Raw genomic sequence first — 20,180 nt, forward strand, 5'->3', positions numbered from 1 at the left:
GGAGCAGCATTTCCGAGTTGATCACGTTGGCATCTTCGACGACACGTTCCAGCAATCCGGCGCAGAACGCGGTGTTGAGAACACGAGTGTCTTTGCCGGAAACTTCGCCACGGAAAGTCAGGCGGACGTGGTCGATGCCACCGCCATGCAGTTGGCTGAGGAACAATCCCAAGCGATGGCCGACGTTGAGGTGACCACGAAGCTCGGCCAGTGTCTTTGGATCGAGCGAGGCCACATTGACGCTGTGACGAATTTCACCGGTGCGAAGGTAGTTCAAAAGCAGGTGAATGCCTTCCACGGCGACTTGCGTTTGGGCTTCTTCGGTGCTGGCGCCCAAGTGCGGCGTGCAAACGACGCCGGGCATGCCGAACAGCGGGCTGTCCGTGCAGGGTTCGTTCTCGTAAACGTCGAGTGCGACTCCACCGAGCTTGCCCGATTTCAGGCCTTCGACCATTGCCTCGGCGTCGTAGATTCCACCGCGAGCAACGTTGATGATTCGCAGGCCGGGTTTGACCTTGTCGAGTTGATCCATGCCGATCAGCCCGCGAGTTTCGGGTGTCAGCGGGGTGTGGACGGTCAAGTAATCGATTTGCGGAAGCATTTCGTCGACCGTTCCGACCCGGCGAACCTTCAGCGATTCGGCTTGATCGTCGGTCAGGAACGGATCAAACGCGACCACGTCCATGTCAAAGGCTTGAGCACGCGAGGCGACTTCGCGGCCGATGCGGCCCATCCCGACGATGCCCAAGGTTTTGCCAGCGACCTGGGTGCCCATGAATTTCTTGCGGTCCCAGCGGCCTTCGACCCAGCTTTGGTTGGCCGCGGCGATGTTGCGGCTCATCGCCAGCAACATGGCAAACGTGTGTTCGGCGGTGCTGACAGTGTTGCCGGCGGGCGTGTTCATCACCACGATCCCGCGACGCGTCGCAGCGGGTTTGTCGATGTTGTCGGTTCCAACTCCGGCGCGAACCAAGGCTCGCAAACGGGTGTTGCCTTCCAAGGACTCGGGCGTGATGGTCACGCCGCTGCGAAGGATCGCCGCATCGAACTCGTTGAGTGATTGGCGAAGTTCTTCGCCTTTGAGTTTGGTGCGAATTTCGTATTCGATGCCCTCGGTGGCTTCGAGCAAGTCGATGCCTTCTTGGGCGATATCATCCAGAACGAGAATGCGATGCATGGTGAGGATTGAGATTGAAGGTTGGGGATGGATGGATCAGAGAAGCTGGCTAGCTGTTCTTGCTGGCGAAGTCATTCATGAACGATGCCAGCGTGTTGACTCCTTCGCGTGGCATCGCGTTGTAGATGCTCGCTCGGATGCCGCCGACGCTGCGGTGACCTTTGAGTGCGGCCAGTTTGTGTTCCGCTGCTTCGGCAATGAATTTCGCGGTCAGTTCGTCGCTGGGCAGATTGAAGGTCACGTTCATCAGGCTGCGGCAATCGGGTTGAGCGTGACCGCGATAGAAACCGTTGCTGGAATCGATCACCGAGTACAGTTGCTGTGATTTTTCCCGGTTGATGGATTCCATCTTTTCCAGGCCGCCCATGTCATCACGCAGCCAACGCGCGACTTTGCCGAGCACGTAGATGGCGAAGGTCGGTGGAGTGTTCCATTCTGAGTCGTTGTCGTGATGGTTCTTGAAGTGCAAGTAACCGGGGATGTTGGGATCGGCTCGGTCGAGCAAATCCTTTCGCATGATCACGACGGACACGCCCGCGGGGCCGGCATTTTTCTGAGCACAGGCGTAGAGCAGGCCGTATTTGTCGATCGGCAGCGGACGACAGAGGAAATCGCTGGACGCGTCGCTGACCAACGGCACCGAGTCAGGGCAGTCGGGTTCCGTTGGGAACTGAACGCCTTGGATCGTTTCGTTGCTGCAGTAGTACATGTAAGCAGCATCGTCAGGGCACGCCAAATCGGATGCCGATGGCACGTGATCGTAGTTCGATTCTGCCGCATCGAAGAGAATATCGACGTCGCCTTCTTTCTTGGCTTCCTTGATCGCCTTTTTGCCCCACGATCCCGTCAGCACGTATTGGGCTCGTTTGCCGCTGCCGCGAAGCAGGTTGGCGGGAATCGCAGAGAATTGCAGGGTCGCACCGCCTTGCATGAACATCACGGAATAGTCGTCGCTGACGTTCAACAATTCGCGAATGGTCGATTCTGCGTCGTGAAGCACATCGACGAATAATTTGTCGCGATGGCTGATTTCCATGATCGACGCGCCCGCGCCGGGGTAACACAGCATCTCGTCCTGGACTTCCCGTAGCACCGATTCGGGCATGGTGGCCGGCCCCGCCGAGAAATTGAACACCCGTTCTGAGGTGTTGGCGGAAGATGGGCTGTTGGAAGTGGTTTGCACACCTTGGGCTGATGCAGTCATTCGAGGCGGCTCGGTTGCAAAAAGGGGATTGGGAGGAGGTGCCGGGGCAAAACGCCGGCTTTCGGAACAAGTTTTGGCGGATTCTAAACTTCGGTGCCCAGATGCGGAAGCCAACCCGAATGCTGGCGGGAGGCCGATTTGACGTGGGACGATCGGTGAACCGATCGCATGGTCGAGAGCGTGAGTCCGTTGAGAGCGACGCTTGAGCACGTTCGAAGACCGGCGGCTTGCCCGGTTCGGCGCCAGTTCAACGCCCCGGCAGCCGCCCACGCGAGCGGTCAGGTCAAGAAATCCGGCCGAATCTGCGGGGAATCAGTGCCATCGGGGTTCGGAATCAAAACACGCCTTCGAAAATTCGCCGCCCCGATTAAGCTGGAGAGCGATTGCCGTCTGATCTCCGCTTGTTTTACTGAGTCGATCCCACTTCGCCATGCTGCAACTCGCCCAGCAATTTCGGACGGCCTGGAAAGAATCTTCGTTGCTGGTGGTCACGACCTGGTGCTTGGTCGCTCTATCGACCTTCTTTGGGCCGCTGGATATCTCGTCGAACGCCGAAACCATGACAGTTGGGCTGGACGGGCAAGTTGCGTGCAAGTTGCTGATTGCAGGGATGGCGTTTGTCGTCGGCGCATATGGCTTGCTGACTTCCGCGAGCGTTCGTCAAACGATGACGACTTTGCCGCCGGTGATGGTGTTGACGATCCTCTTTCTCGTTTTGCTGGCCACGCCGATCGCAATCAGCGGCGCCTCGCTGGCGGTGGCATTGATCAACGTCGCCTACGTCGCGTTCATTATCGTCGCCTTGTTCACGTTGGGTTTGCGAGGCATGGTCACCGCGATTCTGGTGGGGGTCACCGCGACGATGACGTTGGCATTGTTCTTCTACGTGTTTGTTCCCAAGTACGGTCTGTTTCCTGAGTTGTTGGCCGATGGATTGGTGGTCAATCGGATGTCTGGGACGGCACACCCCAATGCAGTCGGACGAGCGATGGTGTTGGGGGGGCTCGCGACGTTGTACTTGGTTCGCAAAGGCACTCTGCAGTTGAACGTCGCGATTCCTCTGGCGGCTTGCTTTGCCCTGTCAGCATATTTGGCTTGGAGTCGTACCGCTTTGGTCGCGGGTGCGTTTGGAATGTGCATTCTGTTCTTGGATCGATTGACCAGCCGGCTGGGAGTTGCTGCGATCGCCTTGGTGGCACTCCTGGGTGTGGTCGGCGTCACATCGATTTATGTCACCGGTCAAGAGGATCATTTCGTCGGCAAGATTCTGGCAAAGGTGTCCAAGTCGGGGGACGCGGAGGAAATCACCAGCGGAACGGGGCGATCAGAAATTTGGGCAAAGGGAATCAGCTTGATCGCGAACCGTCCAATCATCGGTCACGGTTTCAACGCGGCCCCGATTTTGATGCTGGAGTATTCACAAGCGACCCACAACGCGGTCCTTCATGCGACGCTTGCCGGTGGCGTGATCGCTGGTGCGTTGATGGTGTGCTTGCTGCTTTGGAATGTGTTCCTGGTCTTTGGTAGCGAGCACCTTCTGCTTCGCGCCCTTTCTGCGTTCACGGTGCTGTCGTGCTTGACCGAGGACACCATTTTGGAAACCTTCCCCGGACCCTGTACGATTGTTTGGTTGACGTGCATCTTCTACCCGGTCTTGGTGGATGCAACGCAAATCGACATGATCGAAGCGGAACGTTCGCAACGCGATCGAGCAGAAGCCACTGAGACTGGAACAGGCATTTTCGGTCGACCAGGAATATCGGGCACAACGTGAAACGAGCTTCGTCGGCCACCGTCGTCTATTTGTTGAATTTCTTTGCGCCCGATGTGATCGCGATTGCTCAAGCGTGGAATCAGCGTGTTGGCGAACTGATCGTTCTGGTGTCCGTGGCCATGGAGGGCAACCGATCATGGACGGCCGAGGACGGTGGGTTAGATGTGCGTCAGCAAAGAACATGGACTCGCACGCGAACTGATCATCATCCGAGCGGTTACACCGATGTGAACTATGTGCACTTTCCCATCGATACGCTGAGGCAGTTGCGGAGGGCTCGCGCCGATGTGGCGGTCTCGGCCGAACTCGGTGTCCGATCGATGTTGGCAGCGTTGTACTGTGCTCGTTCAGGCTGGTTTGGTCTTCGCCAGCGTCGGTGCCAATTGGTCATCGCCGTCAGCACTTCGCCGTGGATCGAGGCCAGTCGATCGGGATGGTTCCGGAAAAAGCAGCGGTCGTTGCTGCTCGCTCGAGCAGACCGGGTGACCTTTCACGGTCCGGAGTGCAAGCAATGGTTGATGGAGCTCGGCGTCCCGGAACATCGATTGGCTCCGTTTCATTACTCGGCGGATCCAACCAAGATTTACAAAGGCGAGCTGAAAAGGCAACCAGCCGATCGCGTTCGCGTGTTGACCGTCGGCCAGTTGATTGATCGCAAAGGCGTTCGCGAAGGACTGGCGAACATGATTGATGTGGCGACTCAATCTCCTGAATTGCTGATTGAATGGACGCTCATCGGTGGCGGTCCCTTGTTGTCCGAGCTGAAAGAGGTGGCGGCGCCAGACAACTTGAAGATCGATTGGCGAGGCAATTGCGACGCCGAGCAAATTCGTGATTCCTATCGTGATCACGAGATCATGTTCTTCCCGACCCGTGGCGACGAATGGGGCTTGGTCGTCGACGAGGCTCTTCACAGCGGGTTGGTCGTGGTTGGAAACGAGCGAGCCCAAGCCGTGACAACGTTGATCCGCGATGGGCACAATGGTTGGATCATCGAAATTGACCAAGCGGACTCATTGGCTCATGCCATCAACGTCTACGCTAAACTCGACGCGTCAGAAAGATTGACGATGCGTCAGCAGGCAAGAGAATCGGTTGTCGATCGAACCCCTGAAAACTCGGCGGATCAGATCACGAGTCTGATCGATCAGATGTTGGCGGAGCCTCAAAGCGACGATTCCAGCCACCGTTGACGTTGATGTTTTGGCCGGTGACAAAACTGTTCTCCGGTGCCACCAAGTAAGCGACGGCCTCGGCGATGTCCAGCGGTTTCCCCCAGCGGTGCATCAGCGATTGATGTTTTGCTCGGTCGTCCCAGTAACCCGACGTGGTTTCACCCCAAGCCGTTTGCGTCCAACCTGGTGAGACCGTGTTGACTCGCACGTGTGGAGCCAGCGTTTGAGCGAGCGAAGCGGAGAACGCCATCACCGCGGCTTTGACTGGACCGAACATCATTCCCGCGTCGCCTTCCATCCCGAGCGGGGCTTGGTCCCATCCGATGAAAACCATCGAGGGAACGGCGTGAATCTTTGTGGACGGGTCGATGGATTGTTGTCGCAATCGTTCGCCAACCAAACGCGAGAGCGCGATGGTGCCGCGAACGTCGACCGCCAATAACTGTTCAAGTTTTTCGTCGAATGACCATTGGGATGCCTCGCCCGTCAGCACATCCAGGCCGGCGTTGTTGACCCACGTCTGCACGCTGCCAACCATCTCGAAAACATCCTTGGCCAGTCGATGCACATCACTCGGATTTGCCAGGTCCGCCGCAATCACGTCGGCGTCTTGTCCATGTTCGCGAATCGCATTGGCGGTCGCCTCGGCTCCCTCACGATTGCGGCAGTAATGGACCAAGATCCGCGATTGCCTCGTCGCGGTTTGCTCGGCTTGGGCCAAACGGATCGCGATCGCTCGGCCAATTCCACTGGACGCACCCGTGACGACGATGCCGGATGAATTCTGGTTGGCAGGCATGGCGGAGCTCAGAGAAATTCGAGGGGCCAGGGAACGATCGGCCAGGGGAAACGCGAAGCAGGAACGTGGGCAGCTTAACAATCCCAGCCGCACGAGAAACCAGGCCGCGGCCGGTCAATGATGTGAAAAGAGGGCAAACCTCGATCGAATGAAGGCTTCCGAGGGCGGTCACACTGCGGACATGTGCTGTATGATGGCCGAGCCCGAGGCCCGTCTCCTTCTCTTTGAATTCGCTGTTCATGCTCCTGTTGATCTACCTCGTTTCTGCGATTGGCTTTTCCTTTTACTGCAGCGTTGCCGAAGCGGTGTTGCTATCGATCACGCCGTCGTTCATCGCGACGCTGGAAAAGACAAAGCCGATTGCGGCGAAGCGTCTGAGTAAATTGAAAGCCAACATCGATCGGCCACTGGCCGCGATCTTGAGTTTGAACACCATTGCACACACCATCGGGGCGGCAGGTGTCGGTGCGGAAGCTGCGAAGTTGTACGGCGACACGGCTTATGGAGGTCATGCGGTCGGAATCGCCAGTGCGTTGATGACACTGTTGGTGTTGGTGTTCGGCGAGATCATCCCCAAAACAATCGGTGCGTTGCACTGGCGTGCACTCGGCCCAATCGTGGCGACCACCGTCGGATACTTGATCATTCTGCTCTACCCGTTGGTTTGGTTGAGTGAGCAGTTGACCAAGGTGCTCTCCGGTGGCAAAGGACACCACACGCTCACTCGCGATGAGCTGTCTGCGATGGCGGAAATTGGGGCTCAGCAGGGCGTCCTAGACGATCACGAATCGCGAGTGTTCCAGTCACTGATGCGACTGCCTGATTTGACGGCAGAAGACATCATGACCCCACGAGTGGTCATCATCGCGTATCCCGAAACGATGACGGTTGGCGAATTGTTGAGCAAAACGTTGCCAAAGCAACGTGGCAAAGGCCAACCCAGCAGTGGTGGGACAGGTGATTCCGATTCGACGCCTCCGAATGGCGACATCTTGGATTTGCCGGTCTCACGAATTCCGATTTACGACCAGCAATTGGATCGGATCACTGGGTTTGTCTTGAAAGTCGATTTGTTGCTGGCCCACACGCGAGGCGAATCGAATCGAACGCTCAGAGAATTTTCTCGCCCGGTCGCGGTCGTGCGTCACAATCGACCGCTGCCGAAACTGCTGGAAATCCTGTTGGAAGGACGCCACCACTTGGCGATGGTCAGCGATTCGTACGGCAGCATCGTCGGTTTGGTGACGCTGGAAGATTTGGTCGAAACGCTGTTGGGCCTGGAAATCGTCGACGAATCAGACCGACAAGTCGACTTGCAGCAATACGCCCGGAAACGCTGGGAAGAGCGTGCGGCTCGAATCGGCATTCAGCCGCTGGGTGATCTGGTGGAGGAAGGCGGGACGCGATCGGAATCGGTCACGCGAACTGAATCCGCGGAGGATTCTACCGATTCGGAAGACCCCGCGAACTGATCGCAGCGTTCGACGAGCCAAGGGCGAAGTTCAGCGGCCAAGAAAAACGAACCGCAGACGACCAAAACGTCGTCGTTGGCGAGGGAGTCCACTGCCTTCTGAATCGCCGTGATCGGCTGTTCGATCCGAGTGATGTTGTTTGGATCAAGCCCTGCGTCGACAGCCGTTTGGTGCAGGTCCTCAACGGGCACGTAGCGCGGGTTGCCTTCATACCGTGTCAACGTCCAGCGATCAAAGTGAGGTTGCATTCGCTGGATCATCGTCCGCACGTTTTTGTCGGCGCTGGTGCCAAACAAGCAGTGAAGTTTTCGTCCCGTCATGCGCCGGTTGATAACGTTCAGCATCGCATCGATGGAATCCGCGTTGTGGGCTGTGTCCAGCAACACCACGCGGCCACCCGGCAGATCGAATCGTTCCAGACGAGCTTCCATCTGCAGTGAAGCAAAGCATTCGTGAATGCGTTGTTCGGGCCGAAGTTTTTTCGCGACTTTTGACAGCGAATCCACCACCGCCAACGCAACGGCAGCGTTGTGAACTTGGTGGGCGCCCTCGAGTTTCAGTTCGATATTTGTATCCGCGGGCATCCAGTCACCGAGGCCACGGATTCGGAAACGACTTCCCCAGGCAGGGCAGTTTTCAGTTGCCGTTTCAATTTGGATGTCGGATCCCAAGTGCATTAGCGGGGCACCGACCTGTTCTGCCGCTCGGACGATCACGTCTCGCACTGGCCCGGAAGGAACACCGTTGATGGCAGGGGTGTCTGGTTTGAAAATGCCTGCTTTCTCTGCTGCGATCAGTTCAGCGGTCTTGCCCAACACGTGTTGATGGTCCAATCCGATGCTGGTGATCGCTGTGGCGTGGCTCTGGAACACGTTGGTGCTGTCCAGTCGTACGCCCAGCCCCGTTTCCAAGACCCAGGCGTTGCACTGGTGGCGATGGAAGTGCTCGATGGCCATCGCGGTCGTCAGTTCGAAGAACGAGGGGCCGCCGATCGGAGCATCTGCCATCGCCTGAACGATCGGTCGCATGGAATCGATCAGCCCGACCATTTCCTCGGGAGTCGCGATTTTTCCGTCGACTCGGAAACGTTCTTCCAAGTGAATCAGATGGGGTGAGGTATACAGGCCCACGCGGTAACCTGCCGCGTGAAGCAAGGCGGCGACCATGGTGGCTGCGCTGCCTTTGCCTTTTGTGCCTGCTAAATGCACGATTTGAACATCGCTCACAGATGGCGAGGTGTTGCTTTTGTTCGCTGCGGCAAACTGGCTGTCGGAGGTTGCGAAAGAAGGATGAGGTGGACTCGTGGAAGCTAGGTTTCCTCTGACGGGGGGGGCTGAGGCGGTGTCGTTCGGATCGGCGGTCAGGTGTTGGCCGTGACCCAGTCGGCGGACCAAATCTCGCATCCGGTCCAAGGTGAAACGATAACGCGAACCGGGGGCAGCCAGCTTTTCGTAATCAATTCGGTCGACCAACCAGCCGAGAGCCAATTGGTAGGCGTGACTTTCTCGCGAGATCACGGTCGATCCATGTTGGTGGTTTGAATCATCGTGATCGGGGGAAATGGTCAGCGACACCGGGACATGGATTGTCCGCGAGGCTTCGAGCACGTGTGAATCGGACAGTCGCAGTGATAAAAATAGAAACCCTAGCTGACAACCCCGAACCGTCTGGCAGAATACGTCGTAGCGTAGGGGACTTCTCCGTAGGCTCGGAATTTTGACGAGTCTGTTTTATCCATTTCATTCGTCTTTTCTCTCTGAGTCGGGATCCTTCATCCGTGAGTACCGAACCCAACGCGGCAGTGGCAGACGCGCCGCAGACCGCGACACCGGATTCTGCCGACGCCTCCAGCTCGGTCGTCATCGAGACCCGCAACCTGAGCAAGATTTACCGTGACTTCTGGGGCCGGAAAAAGGTTCACGCGTTGAAGTCCTTGGACATCGAAGTCCGTCCGGGAGAAATCTTTGGCTTGCTGGGACCCAACGGAAGTGGCAAATCCACCACCATCAAACTGATCCTAGGATTGCTCTTTCCTACCAGCGGACGTGTGTTGGTCTTTGATCAAGACGCCAGCGAAACCCGCAAGAACGAGCGAATCGGCTATCTGCCCGAAGAATCGTATCTGTACAAATTTTTGACCGCAGAAGAAACACTCGACTTTTATGGTCGCTTGTTCGATCTGTCCGCCTCGGAACGACGCGATCGAGTCTCGCAACTGATCGACATGGTCGGTTTGCAAGGTGCCAAGCACCGGCAATTGAAAGAATACAGTAAGGGGATGACCCGCCGAGTCGGTTTGGCTCAGGCTCTGATCAATGACCCCGATTTGATCCTGTTGGACGAACCGACCACTGGATTGGACCCGATCGGGACCCGCGAGATGAAGGATTTGATCCTTGGGCTTCGCGATCAAGGCAAAACGGTTCTGCTGTGCAGCCACCAATTGGCTGACGTGCAAGACGTTTGCGATCGGGTTGCGATTTTGCACCAAGGCGAACTGAAAGAGCTCGGTCGAGTCAGCGATCTGTTGAAGGTGCAAGACGTGACTGAAGTGCACGCGACCGGTTTGTCCGACGCGGCCAAAACCGAGATCGCCGATGTCATCGCCCGGCACGGCGGAACGGTCCAGTCGATCGACAACCCAACGGCAACGATGGAAGACTTGTTCCTCAACATCGTTCGCGAAAGCGAAGCCCGCCCAGGTGCTCGCCGATTCTCTCAAGATTCCGACGCGGCTCCCGCCAATGATGGCAGCAGCGACAGCGACGGAGGGCAAGCATGAACCTACAACCGGAAGATTTCTGGTCGTATTCACAGTGGTTCTTTCGAGACGGCGCTTTCTTGGAAAGTGCCGCTCTCAAAGGAATCGTGCTGTTCGTTTTGGCTGTCGTGCTAGGACTGATCGCGGGATACGTGATTTCGTCGTCTCGTTACGGATCCGGGGAAGGCTTCTTTGCCGTCGCCCGTGCTGTTCGTGACTTCTTTAAATTCGACCTGCAGGGCACCAGCCTGCGGCGCATCTTTGCACTCGCACGGCTTTCGTTCAAAGAAGCTCTCCGACGAAAAGTTCTTTACATCGTCGGTTTGGTTGTCGTTCTGTTGTTGTTGGCCGGTTGGTATCTCAACCCGCAAAGCGATGACCCGGCGCGACTGTATGTCAGCTTTGTGCTGACGATGACGAACTACTTGGTGCTGGCACTCGCGTTGTTCATCAGTGCGTTTTCTTTGCCCGAAGACATCAAGAACAAAACGATCTACACCATCGTCACCAAACCCGTTCGCGTGACGGAAATCATCGCTGGCCGGATGCTGGGGTTTGTCGGCGTCGGCACGATGATTCTGGTTCCGATGGGGTTGCTTAGTTTTCTCTTTGTGGTCCGTGGTTTGGATCACACGCACCAGGAAGTCGTGGAAGTGCGTGAGCTTCCCGGTGGAGGTTACGAAGGAGAAACCGACTACCAGCAGTTCCACTCGCACACGTTCGAGTTGAATGAAGACGGCGAAGGTCTGACGAACATTGTTCGCGGCCACCGTCACGTCGTCCGTCGTGACGAAGACGGGAACTTCCAAATTGGACCGCCCCAGGGTGCTTTGCGAGCCCGGATTCCATCGTACGGTTCCATCCGATTTCGCGATCGGTCAGGCAATCTGCAAGAAGAAGGCATCGATGTCGGTAACGAACGTTTGGCTGGCGGCTACAGCAGCACCGGGATCGCTCGTCTGATTGGTGTCGCCAAAGGTTCTCGCAAGATCGAGCACGGGTATATCGAAGGTGGTTCGCTGGGAACGGCCGAATTCACGTTCGACAACGTGACGAAGAGCCGCTATCCCAACGGCATCCCAGTCGACCTCTCGCTGCGTGCGTACCGTTCTTACAAGGGTGATATCGAAACCGGAATTCGCGGTTCGGTCACCATGAAGCACCCCGACAAAGCCATCGAAAGCAACCCGATTGCTTTCATCGTGGATGAATATGAAGTGGACGAAAAAATTCTGCCACTTGAAATGGAAGGCACCGACGGCAGCGAGACTCGCATGCTGAACGTGTTTGACGATTTGGTCAACGAAGACGGCCAAATCATGATCATCGTTCGCTGTCTCGATCGCGCTCAGTACTTGGGGGTGACCAAGAGCGGCGTCTATTTGCACCCGGCTGACAACTCGTTCGCTTGGAACCTCACCAAAGCGTACGGTTCGATTTGGTTGCAGATGACGATGGTGATCGCGTTTGGCGTGATGTTCAGTACGTTTTTGACCGGGCCGGTCGCCATGATCGCCACTTTCGTCTGTGTGTTGTTGGGTTTCTCTGCGGAGCAAGTGTTCGACACGCGTCACTACATCGACAGTGGGATTGAGCGAGGCGGAGGACCGATTGAATCGATGGTTCGTTTGCTTCGCCAAGACGCCATGACGACTCAGTTGGACGTCGACACGGTGGCCGCCAAGGTGATCAAAACCGTCGACGCGGCCATCGTTTATGGTCTCGATGCGATCGCCACGGCACTTCCTAACCTTCCCAAAATGGTCGAGACGGCAGAGTACGCTGCCTCGGGCTTTGATATTTTCGGTGCGTTGCTCGCGCGGCACGCCACGGCAACGCTGGGATACGTCCTGCTTGCCTTTATCGTTAGTTATTTCATCCTGAAATCGCGTGAGATCGCGGCATGAATCGCACTACAGTTCTGCGACGTAAATTGGTCTATCTGATGGTCCTTGTGGTCATGCTGATTCCCTTGTACCTGCTGGGGCAACCCAGCGGCGGTGGCGGGGAAGGCGGCGGCCGCTTGGCTCAGTTGCGAGGCAAGTATGACATTGCCGAGAGCGATCTCGGTGAAATCAGCCCTGCCAGTGAAACGATGAAGCTCGCTTCGTTGGGGCTTCGCGGGGTGGCGGCTTCGCTGCTCTGGAAGAAGTCACACGATTACCGCGTGCTGCATGAATGGGACCGTTTGAAAGCAACGCTTAACAACATCGCCTTGTTGCAGCCTCACTTTGACAAGGTCTGGGAATTTCAAGCTCACAACTTGGCCTACAACGTTTCGACCGAGTTCGACGACTATCGTCAACGATATGAAATGGTCCGTGAAGGCACGGAGTTCTTGACCAAAGGAGTCAACCAAAACCGCAAGGCACCTCGTTTGGTTTGGTACACCGGTTGGTTTTATGGCCAGAAGATGGGGATGTCGGACGAGAAGCAGCAGTTTCGGCGTTTGTTCTCGGAAGACGAGCAGTTGCACCAGCAATTGATGGAAGAGAATATCGCGGTCGACAGTCCTGAAGCTCGCGGCCCGATGAACAAACCTGACAACTGGTTGGTGGGACGTTTGTGGTTGAACCGAGGGTATGACCTGGTGGAATCCGGCGTTCAAATTCGTCGGCAAACACCTCTGAACTTCTATGAAACCGGTCCAAAATGGCGGCTGAAACACGCTGAGGCGATCGAGTCCGAAGGCATCTTGGACGAACGAGCCCAAAATGCTTGGCAATTGGCTTCGGCTGATTGGAGGGCCTTCGGCAATCGTTCCGTGCCAACGACCGCCGCCTTCACAATCAAACTCGGACAGTTGGATGAGTTGATCCGGCAGAAGACCGACAAGGTTGAAAAGCTGGAAGAAGTGGCCGGGGACGCTTACTTGGCCGCCCGTGCCAAGGCAATTGAGAAACTCGATCCCGTCCAACGCGATGCTTTGTCGACTCCCGAGGGAGAGCGAACCAAATCGCAGCAGTCGATTGCGGACAAGGCTGAAAAGTCCATCACGGTGAACTACGACGAGGTCGCGCGAGCCACTCAGCAGTCCAAACAATTGGAGGCTCTGCAGTTGGTCGAAGACATCAAGGACCTCGACGAACGAATCCTGAAGACCGAAGGCTACCGTAAACAGATCAACTATCCCTACTGGGAAACGTTGGCGCTCGCGGAACAGGAAGAGCGAACCGTTCGCGCTCGACGATTGATTTACGAAGCTGAAAAGGCCAACGCAGATGCTGAACTCGAAAAAGCGATCAGCCTCTATGAAGAAGCCTTCGTGGTTTGGGCCGAGATCTTCGACGACTATCCGATTCTCGTGATCGATGACACGGCGGAAGATCTGTACGACTCCCTGCGTCGTTACCGAATCGCGATTGACTCGGATGAACTGCCTGACGACTTCCCGCTGAAGACGTTTGTGGAGTTGATGGGCGAGTACGGGCAGGTCGATCAAGACATGTACGAACAGGTCCGTCAGACGCAGAAAGATTTGCTCGCTAAACGCCAGGCTGAACTCGAAGCTGAAGAACGACGCTTGGAAGAAGAGGCTGCCAAAGAAGCTGCTGAGAAAGAAGCTGCTGACGAGGAAAAGGCATCCGAAGCCGCAGACGAAGAGATGAAATCGGAAGAGCCGAAGTCGGATGAATCCGCAGAGTCCGAATCGGCTGATTCAGACGAAGCTGAATCGGATGAAGTGGTTGAAGAATCGGATTCCAAATCGGAGCCGTCCGACGAAGCTGAGGTGAAGGAAAAGGCTGCTGAGAAGGAGTCGGTCGAGACGGAATCCTCCGCTGCAGAAGATTCGCCTGCCGAGGACGCGGTTTCCTCCGAAGACGGGGCTTCTGACCCGCCTGCTGAATCGGACGAGTGAATATCGAGAGGTCCTCGCGCTGACAATCGACGAAGCCCGTCGTATCCGAGTGGGTACGGCGGGCTTCTCAAATTGATCCGCAAGGTTCTATGTCGGCGAAATGAATATCTAGCTAAACTGCGGGCCTGCTTGCCGGTTTTGGCAGACTCACGTCCCGGCCCTTCGCTCGCTAGTTGCCATGATCGACACCATTGGACCCCTGTTAATCGGTGCTGTAGAAGTCCGCGCCGTTTCGAGCGAAGTGCATTCCGGGCCCGTCGAGATGGTGCACATTGCCACCACGTTGGGGTTGCTGCTAACGGCGAGTTTGTTGGCGGGGCTGGCCAGTGAATTTCTGCGTCTGCCCAAGGTCACCGCGTATTTGATCGCCGGTTTGCTGCTTGGGCCTAGTTTTGGAAACGTGATCCCGCACGAGCATCACTTGGTGCTTGAACCGTTGACCAAGCTTGCCATGGCATTGGTGCTGTTTTATCTCGGGACGTTGTTCCCGTTCGACCAGATTCGCAGGATTGCTCGGCGGGCGATTCCGCTCTCGTTTGGCGAGTTGGTCTTCACGGTGGTTCTCGTCACCGTCGGCACGTATCTGTTGGGTATGTCAGCCGCCCAAGCGGCGCTGTTGGGCACTCTCGCCATCGCGACTGCGCCAGCCACGACGATGTTTGTGCTACGAGAAACCAATGCGGAAGGCCCCGTGACCAGTTTGACAGGGACTTTGGTGACTTTGAACAATCTCGTCGCGGTCATCGCATTCGAGCTGGTTTGGCTAGCGATTGAGGTTGCCGGAGGTGATGCCTCCGGATCCCTGTATGAGACGGTTTTCTTGTTGGTTCGTTCTCTCGGCGGAGCGTTCCTGTTGGGGCTGCTCGGAGGATTGGTGATCAGTTACGCGTGCGAAATCATGCACACGCGTCGTTGGTTGGTGTTGTTGGTCGGGGCATCCGCGTTGATGTTGGGGCTCAGTGAGACCTGGGAATTGCCCTACATGCTGGTGTTCCTGGTGGTTGGTTTGGTGGTGGTCAATTCGTCGAGTGGCACGCAAAAGATCACTGCCCAATTGGATTCCATCGGTGGGTTGCTCACGGTGGTCTTCTTTTCTGTTCATGGCAGCGAGCTTGATCTCAATTTGCTGCTGGACGTCGGGCTGATCGGTGCTGGTTACGTTGTCCTACGTAGTATCGGCAAGGTCGCGGGCATTTGGTGCATGGCCTCACGAACGGGGGCGACGAAAGAAGTGAAGGTCTGGTTGGGGCCCGCCATGCTGGCGCAGGCTGGGGTCGCCATCTCATTGGCCGCGACCGCGACCGCACGCAATCCCGAGATGGCCGGCCAGGTTCAGACGATCATCTTGGGGACCGTCGTTGTGTTCGAGATCCTCGGACCTTTGCTCACTCGAGCGGCAGTCTTGCGGAGTGGAGAAATGCCGATTGCGAATTCAATTCATCACACGTTTGGAACGCCGCTGGGAGCGTTGCGAAATGTGTTCACGCGGTTGGCTGGTTCGGCTGGTTTGCTCAGCAAGAAGCAGGCGTTGTCCGAACGCATGCGCGTCGAGCAGGTGATGCGTCGTAGTGTCGAAGGGATCGCGGAGAGTGCCGATTTCAATGAAGTCGTGCATTTTGTAGAGCATTCTCATGACAACACGTTTCCCGTTTTGAACGAAGACCGTTGTGTCGTTGGATTGATCCGATTCGATTTGCTCAACCAAGCCTTCTTTGATCCGCATTCTGACCACTTGGTTCGCGCGGGCGATTTGTCGACGCCTCCAGAAGTCTTGTTGCATCCTGGCCAGCCTGTGCGTGACGCGGTTGAATTGTTTCGTCAGACAACCGATGACTGCGTGCCAGTCGTCACCGATGAGCCGCCTCATCGCTTGGTTGCCACGGTTCGACGAAGCGATTTGACGTCCTTGTTGATTCGCGATCGAAAAGCCGGTTTGTCGTGAGAGAGATGGTTGAGCAGATTCGGGAGGCTGCTCGGTCCGAAGGATTCGCGGCAATGGGCGTCGCTCCCGCAGTCACCAGCCAAGGTTTTCATCAACTCGTTGAGTGGATCGAATCGGGCTACGCGGGAACGATGGACTACATCGAGCGTCGACTGGACGCTTACCGTCATCCAAACGCCGTTCTTCAAGGCACCAAATCGATCATCGTTCTCGCGCTCAACTACGATGCGTCGGATCGATTCCCGGTCCCGGTTGGTGAGGTCGATGAAAGCCTCGCATTCGGCAAGACGGCTCGGTACACGTGGTCGGGAATTGACTACCACGATGTGATTCATCCGAAGTTGAAACGCATCGTTCGCTTGATTCGCGATCAAATACCGGACGCCAATGCGCGAGGGATCGTTGATACAGCACCGTTGATGGAGCGCGAGGTGGCGGTGCTGGCTGGATTGGGATGGCGCGGGAAAAACACGTTGCTGCTCAACAAACAATGGGGCAGCTACTTTTTCCTCGCGTGTGTCCTGGTGGATGTGGAACTGCCGGCCGACGCGCCACATGAATCGAGTCATTGCGGTACCTGCACCGCTTGTTTAGATGCATGTCCAACCGATGCCTTCCCCGGTCCCGGCGTGCTCGACGCTTCCAAGTGCATCAGCTATTTGACGATTGAGAATTCGGGATTGCCGGCTCCAAGCTTGCGAGCGGGCATCGGCGAATGGGCGTTTGGTTGCGACATCTGTCAGGAGGTCTGTCCTTGGAACCGCCGGCCTTCGAGACAGCAAAATGAATCGTCTGGCGATCGAGAAACGGGTGGTTTGCGTGGGCACCGTGAAAGCCAGAGTGATTCCGAGTCGCGGGACGGTTGGTTGGAGCTGACCTCGTTGTTCACGATGACCGACGATGAATTTCGCGAGCGATTTCGGCGGACGCCATTTTGGCGATCCCGACGACGCGGAATGTTGCGAAACGCGATCCTTGTTTTGGGGAACCAGAAACGCCGGGATGCGATCGAACTGTTGTTTGAAGTCTTGAATGATCCAGACCCCAGCTTACGTGCCATCGCGGTCTGGGCCATTGGCCAGATGCAGGATTCCGCGGCGATGGAACGTTTGAAGACGTGCCGCGGTTCCGAGACGGACCCAGTGGTCTTGGCTGAATTTCCGCAGTGATCCCGCCAGCGGCCCAATTTTGGGTGGATTCTTCTATGGAGTGCCTAAGCCGCCTAGTTGCCCAAGAGTGGCGGGGAGCTCGACTCAGTGGCCGTTTGTCCGGGCTGGTCAGATGAAATGTTTGGATTGCGTCGTCTTTATCGGATAAAACAGTGAAGAGACAATGAACGAAACCCGCCGAGACTGCTTATTTTAACCTAGTCTTGACTCTCCCTCCTTTTTTCGAACGAACCATTGGAAGCATTGGGTATGAATCGAATCTGCCGTGTCGTGGCCACGATCGCCGCCGTGACGGTGGCATACGTTGGAAGCGCGTTGACCAGTTCCGCCGCCGACCTGCCACCATTTTCAAAGATTTCTGAAGGCTACAAGCAGCTTCCAGTGTCCGATCAACAGGCCAAAAAAGGCTTGTTCAACGTTTGGCAAAACGAAAAAGAATCCTCCGTGCTTGCCGAGTTGCCCAAGAATTTTGCGGGCAAGAAATACTTCGTCGCATTGACGCTCAGTAGCGGAGACCGCTATGCCGGATTGCAGTCCGGTGACTGGGTGGTTCAGTGGCGACGATACAACAACCGTCTCGCATTGATCGCTCCCAACTTGGACATCCGTGCGACCGGTGATGCGGAATCCAAAGCTTCGGTCAAGCGTTTGTTCACGGACCGAGTGTTGCTCGATGTGCCAATTCTCGCGATGGGTCCAAGTGGTGGGCCTGTCGTCGACATGGACTCGTTGTTGGTGGGTAGCGCAACCACTTTCTTCGGGCCGTCAGTCCGTTTGGCCAACAGTCGTTTGTTCACGGTCGAAGCCGCGAAAGTGTTCCCCGAGAATGTTGAATTGGCATTCGAGGTTGTCGGTCGTGGTGGTCGTCTTCAAACATTGCACTACTCGTTCAGTGAAGTGCCAGCCAGTTCCAGTGGGTTCAAACCTCGGCAAGCGGATGAACGCGTGGGTTTTTTCGTGACTTCGTTCTCGGATTTGAGCAAGTATCAGGATGAAGAAACCAAGGTTCGCTACATCAACCGTTGGCACCTCGAGAAACGCGATCCGAAGCTGAAACTCAGCCCTCCAAAAGAGCCGATTCGTTTCTACGTCGAGCACACCGCTCCGGTCCGCTACCGACGTTGGATCAAAAAAGGGGTGGACTATTGGAACAAAGCGTTTGAGAAGGTCGGGATCGTCGATGCGATCGTGATTGAGTATCAAGACGCCGTGAGCAAGGCTCACATGGAGAAAGACCCTGAGGATGTTCGTTACAACTTCATCCGTTGGTTGAACAACGACGTCGGGACCGCCATCGGTCCAAGTCGTGTGCATCCTGAAACGGGACAGATCTTGGACGCCGACATCATCCTGACGGATGGTTGGATTCGTCACTTCAATTTCAACTACAACGACCTGATGCCAAAGTTGGCGATGGAAGGTGCCAGCGCCGAGACGTTGGCTTGGTTGGGAAGTCACCCCAATTGGGACCCACGTGTTCGAATGGGGGCCAAAGAATCGGCAAACGCATTGCGAGCCAAATATGCTCTTGAGGCTCAGCAGCCAATGGCTGGTTATGCGATGGCTCAAGCTGATCCGTCGCTCTTAGGCGATGACGAATTCGACGGGCTGATGGGACAAGTGAGCCAAAAGAATGGATTGTGCATGGCCGCCGCCGGTCGCAGCTTGGACCTCGCGTTCGCTCGCATGAATTGGGGATTGGCCCTGATGGCGGATGAGGAAGCTGAAAAGAAGAAAGAAGAAGAGGCAAAAGAAAAAGCGGAAGCTGAGAAAGTCGAAAAGGACGAAAAGGCTGATGCAGAATCCGATACCAAGGACGAAGAAGACGAAGACAAGGAAGAGGAGTCAGAAGAAGACGACTCCGATGCTGACAAAAAGGACGACAAGAAAGAAGACACCAAGAGGGAAGATGATGAGCTGTTGGATGGAATTCCAGAGTGGTTCGTCGGTCCTTTGTTGGCTGACCTGGTGGCTCACGAAGTCGGGCACACACTTGGATTGCGTCATAACTTCAAAGCGTCAGGTTTGTACACCATCGATGAAATCAACAGCGACGAGTTGAAGGGCAAGAAGACATTCACTGCATCGGTGATGGATTACTGCCCGATCAACTACCGCTACGAAGCCGGTGAAGTCCAAGGCGATTACGCGATGATCGACATCGGACCTTATGACTTCTGGGCGATTGAATATGGTTACACCTTTGACGATTCCAAGATCAAAGAAATCGTGAAACGGTGCTCTGAACCGGAACTGCAGTATGCAACCGACGAAGACACCAGCGGTCCTGATCCTTATGCCCGTCGCTACGATTTTGGGAAAGACCCACTGACGTTTGCAGAGGAGCAAATGCGACTGGTGCAATTGTATCGTGAGCGTCTGCTTGAGAAGTTTGTGAAAGAGGGTGACAGTTGGGCCAAGGCTCGCCGCGGTTACGAATTGACATTGGCGATTCAAACCAAGTCGGTCAGCATGATGGCCAACTGGGTTGGTGGAGCATTCGTCAACCGTGACAAGAAGGGCGATCCCGGAGACCGGGCTCCTGTTGAGGTGGTGCCTGCCGCCGACCAGCGCGCAGCATTGCAGTTCGTGATCGACACCAGTTTTCGCGATGAGTCCTATGGGTTGACCACGGAGATCCTCGAGCGTTTGGGAGTCGACAAGTGGCTCGATAGCGGTCGTGGCGGGATGGCGAACGAAGCGACTTGGCCCATCCACGATCGCGTTTTGGGAATGCAAGCGAGCACGTTGACATTGATCATGAACCCCACCACGTTGCGTCGGGTTTTTGACAACGAACTGCGTGTTCCCGCGGAAACGGATGCTTTGACTTTGCCCGAGTTGCTGG

13 protein-coding genes are annotated in these 20,180 nt (G+C 56.1%); 9 read left to right on the forward strand and 4 right to left on the reverse strand.

Going from position 1 to position 20,180, the window contains the following annotated elements; translation table 11 throughout:
* Positions 1-1,177: phosphoglycerate dehydrogenase (gene serA / locus ACF8AM_RS06985; RefSeq protein WP_392554937.1), on the reverse strand; the 1,177-nt coding region annotated here is incomplete at its 3' end.
* Positions 1,178-1,226: 49 nt separating this feature from the next.
* Entirely contained in the window at positions 1,227-2,381 is a 1,155-nt protein-coding gene (serC, locus tag ACF8AM_RS06990) for a 3-phosphoserine/phosphohydroxythreonine transaminase (RefSeq protein ID WP_392554938.1), read from the reverse strand.
* 430 nt (positions 2,382-2,811) lie between these two features.
* Here serC and ACF8AM_RS06995 point away from each other — a divergent pair, with 430 nt between their 5' ends.
* Both ACF8AM_RS06995 and ACF8AM_RS07000 read left to right on the forward strand, forming a co-directional pair.
* Positions 2,812-4,155 (forward strand): O-antigen ligase family protein, encoded by a 1,344-nt coding sequence (locus tag ACF8AM_RS06995; protein ID WP_392554939.1) that lies wholly within the window; start codon positions 2,812-2,814, stop codon positions 4,153-4,155.
* Positions 4,152-5,348, forward strand: a complete 1,197-nt coding sequence (locus tag ACF8AM_RS07000) for a glycosyltransferase family 4 protein (protein ID WP_392554940.1) — start codon at positions 4,152-4,154, stop codon at positions 5,346-5,348. Before ACF8AM_RS06995 ends, ACF8AM_RS07000 begins: the two co-directional genes overlap by 4 nt.
* On the opposite strand, the gene ACF8AM_RS07005 is transcribed toward ACF8AM_RS07000, so the two are convergent.
* Entirely contained in the window at positions 5,287-6,129 is an 843-nt protein-coding gene (locus ACF8AM_RS07005; protein ID WP_392554941.1) for an SDR family NAD(P)-dependent oxidoreductase, read from the reverse strand. The two genes, ACF8AM_RS07000 and ACF8AM_RS07005, sit on opposite strands and share 62 nt — an antisense overlap.
* A 239-nt stretch (positions 6,130-6,368) precedes the next feature.
* Between ACF8AM_RS07005 and ACF8AM_RS07010 the strand changes: the two genes are divergently transcribed.
* Positions 6,369-7,601, forward strand: coding sequence for a CNNM domain-containing protein (locus tag ACF8AM_RS07010; RefSeq protein WP_392554942.1), 1,233 nt, complete (start codon positions 6,369-6,371; stop codon positions 7,599-7,601).
* Here ACF8AM_RS07010 and ACF8AM_RS07015 read toward each other — a convergent pair.
* Positions 7,496-9,118: a bifunctional folylpolyglutamate synthase/dihydrofolate synthase gene (locus ACF8AM_RS07015; RefSeq protein WP_392554949.1), complete on the reverse strand. Its 1,623-nt coding sequence runs from the start codon at positions 9,116-9,118 to the stop codon at positions 7,496-7,498. The two genes, ACF8AM_RS07010 and ACF8AM_RS07015, sit on opposite strands and share 106 nt — an antisense overlap.
* A 260-nt stretch (positions 9,119-9,378) precedes the next feature.
* Here ACF8AM_RS07015 and ACF8AM_RS07020 point away from each other — a divergent pair, with 260 nt between their 5' ends.
* The 6 genes from ACF8AM_RS07020 to ACF8AM_RS07045 all read left to right on the forward strand — a co-directional run.
* Positions 9,379-10,383, forward strand: coding sequence for an ABC transporter ATP-binding protein (locus ACF8AM_RS07020; protein ID WP_392554943.1), 1,005 nt, complete (start codon positions 9,379-9,381; stop codon positions 10,381-10,383).
* Positions 10,380-12,269 (forward strand): ABC transporter permease, encoded by a 1,890-nt coding sequence (locus tag ACF8AM_RS07025; protein WP_392554944.1) that lies wholly within the window; start codon positions 10,380-10,382, stop codon positions 12,267-12,269. The genes ACF8AM_RS07020 and ACF8AM_RS07025 overlap by 4 nt, the downstream gene beginning before the upstream one ends.
* A complete protein-coding gene (locus ACF8AM_RS07030; protein ID WP_392554945.1) occupies positions 12,266-14,221 on the forward strand; it encodes an IRE (iron responsive element) in 1,956 nt (651 codons plus the stop codon). Before ACF8AM_RS07025 ends, ACF8AM_RS07030 begins: the two co-directional genes overlap by 4 nt.
* A 178-nt stretch (positions 14,222-14,399) precedes the next feature.
* Positions 14,400-16,163, forward strand: a complete 1,764-nt coding sequence (locus tag ACF8AM_RS07035; RefSeq protein WP_392554946.1) for a cation:proton antiporter — start codon at positions 14,400-14,402, stop codon at positions 16,161-16,163.
* The gene (gene queG / locus ACF8AM_RS07040) at positions 16,160-17,332 is read left to right on the forward strand and encodes a tRNA epoxyqueuosine(34) reductase QueG (RefSeq protein ID WP_392554947.1); all 1,173 of its coding nucleotides are present in this window, start codon (positions 16,160-16,162) and stop codon (positions 17,330-17,332) included. Before ACF8AM_RS07035 ends, queG begins: the two co-directional genes overlap by 4 nt.
* A gap of 249 nt (positions 17,333-17,581) precedes the next feature.
* A partial coding sequence (locus ACF8AM_RS07045; protein WP_392554948.1) for a zinc-dependent metalloprotease occupies positions 17,582-20,180 on the forward strand: 2,599 nt, incomplete at its 3' end.

It is taken from the genome of Rhodopirellula sp. JB055, assembly GCF_043100905.1.
GTDB lineage: Bacteria > Planctomycetota > Planctomycetia > Pirellulales > Pirellulaceae > Rhodopirellula.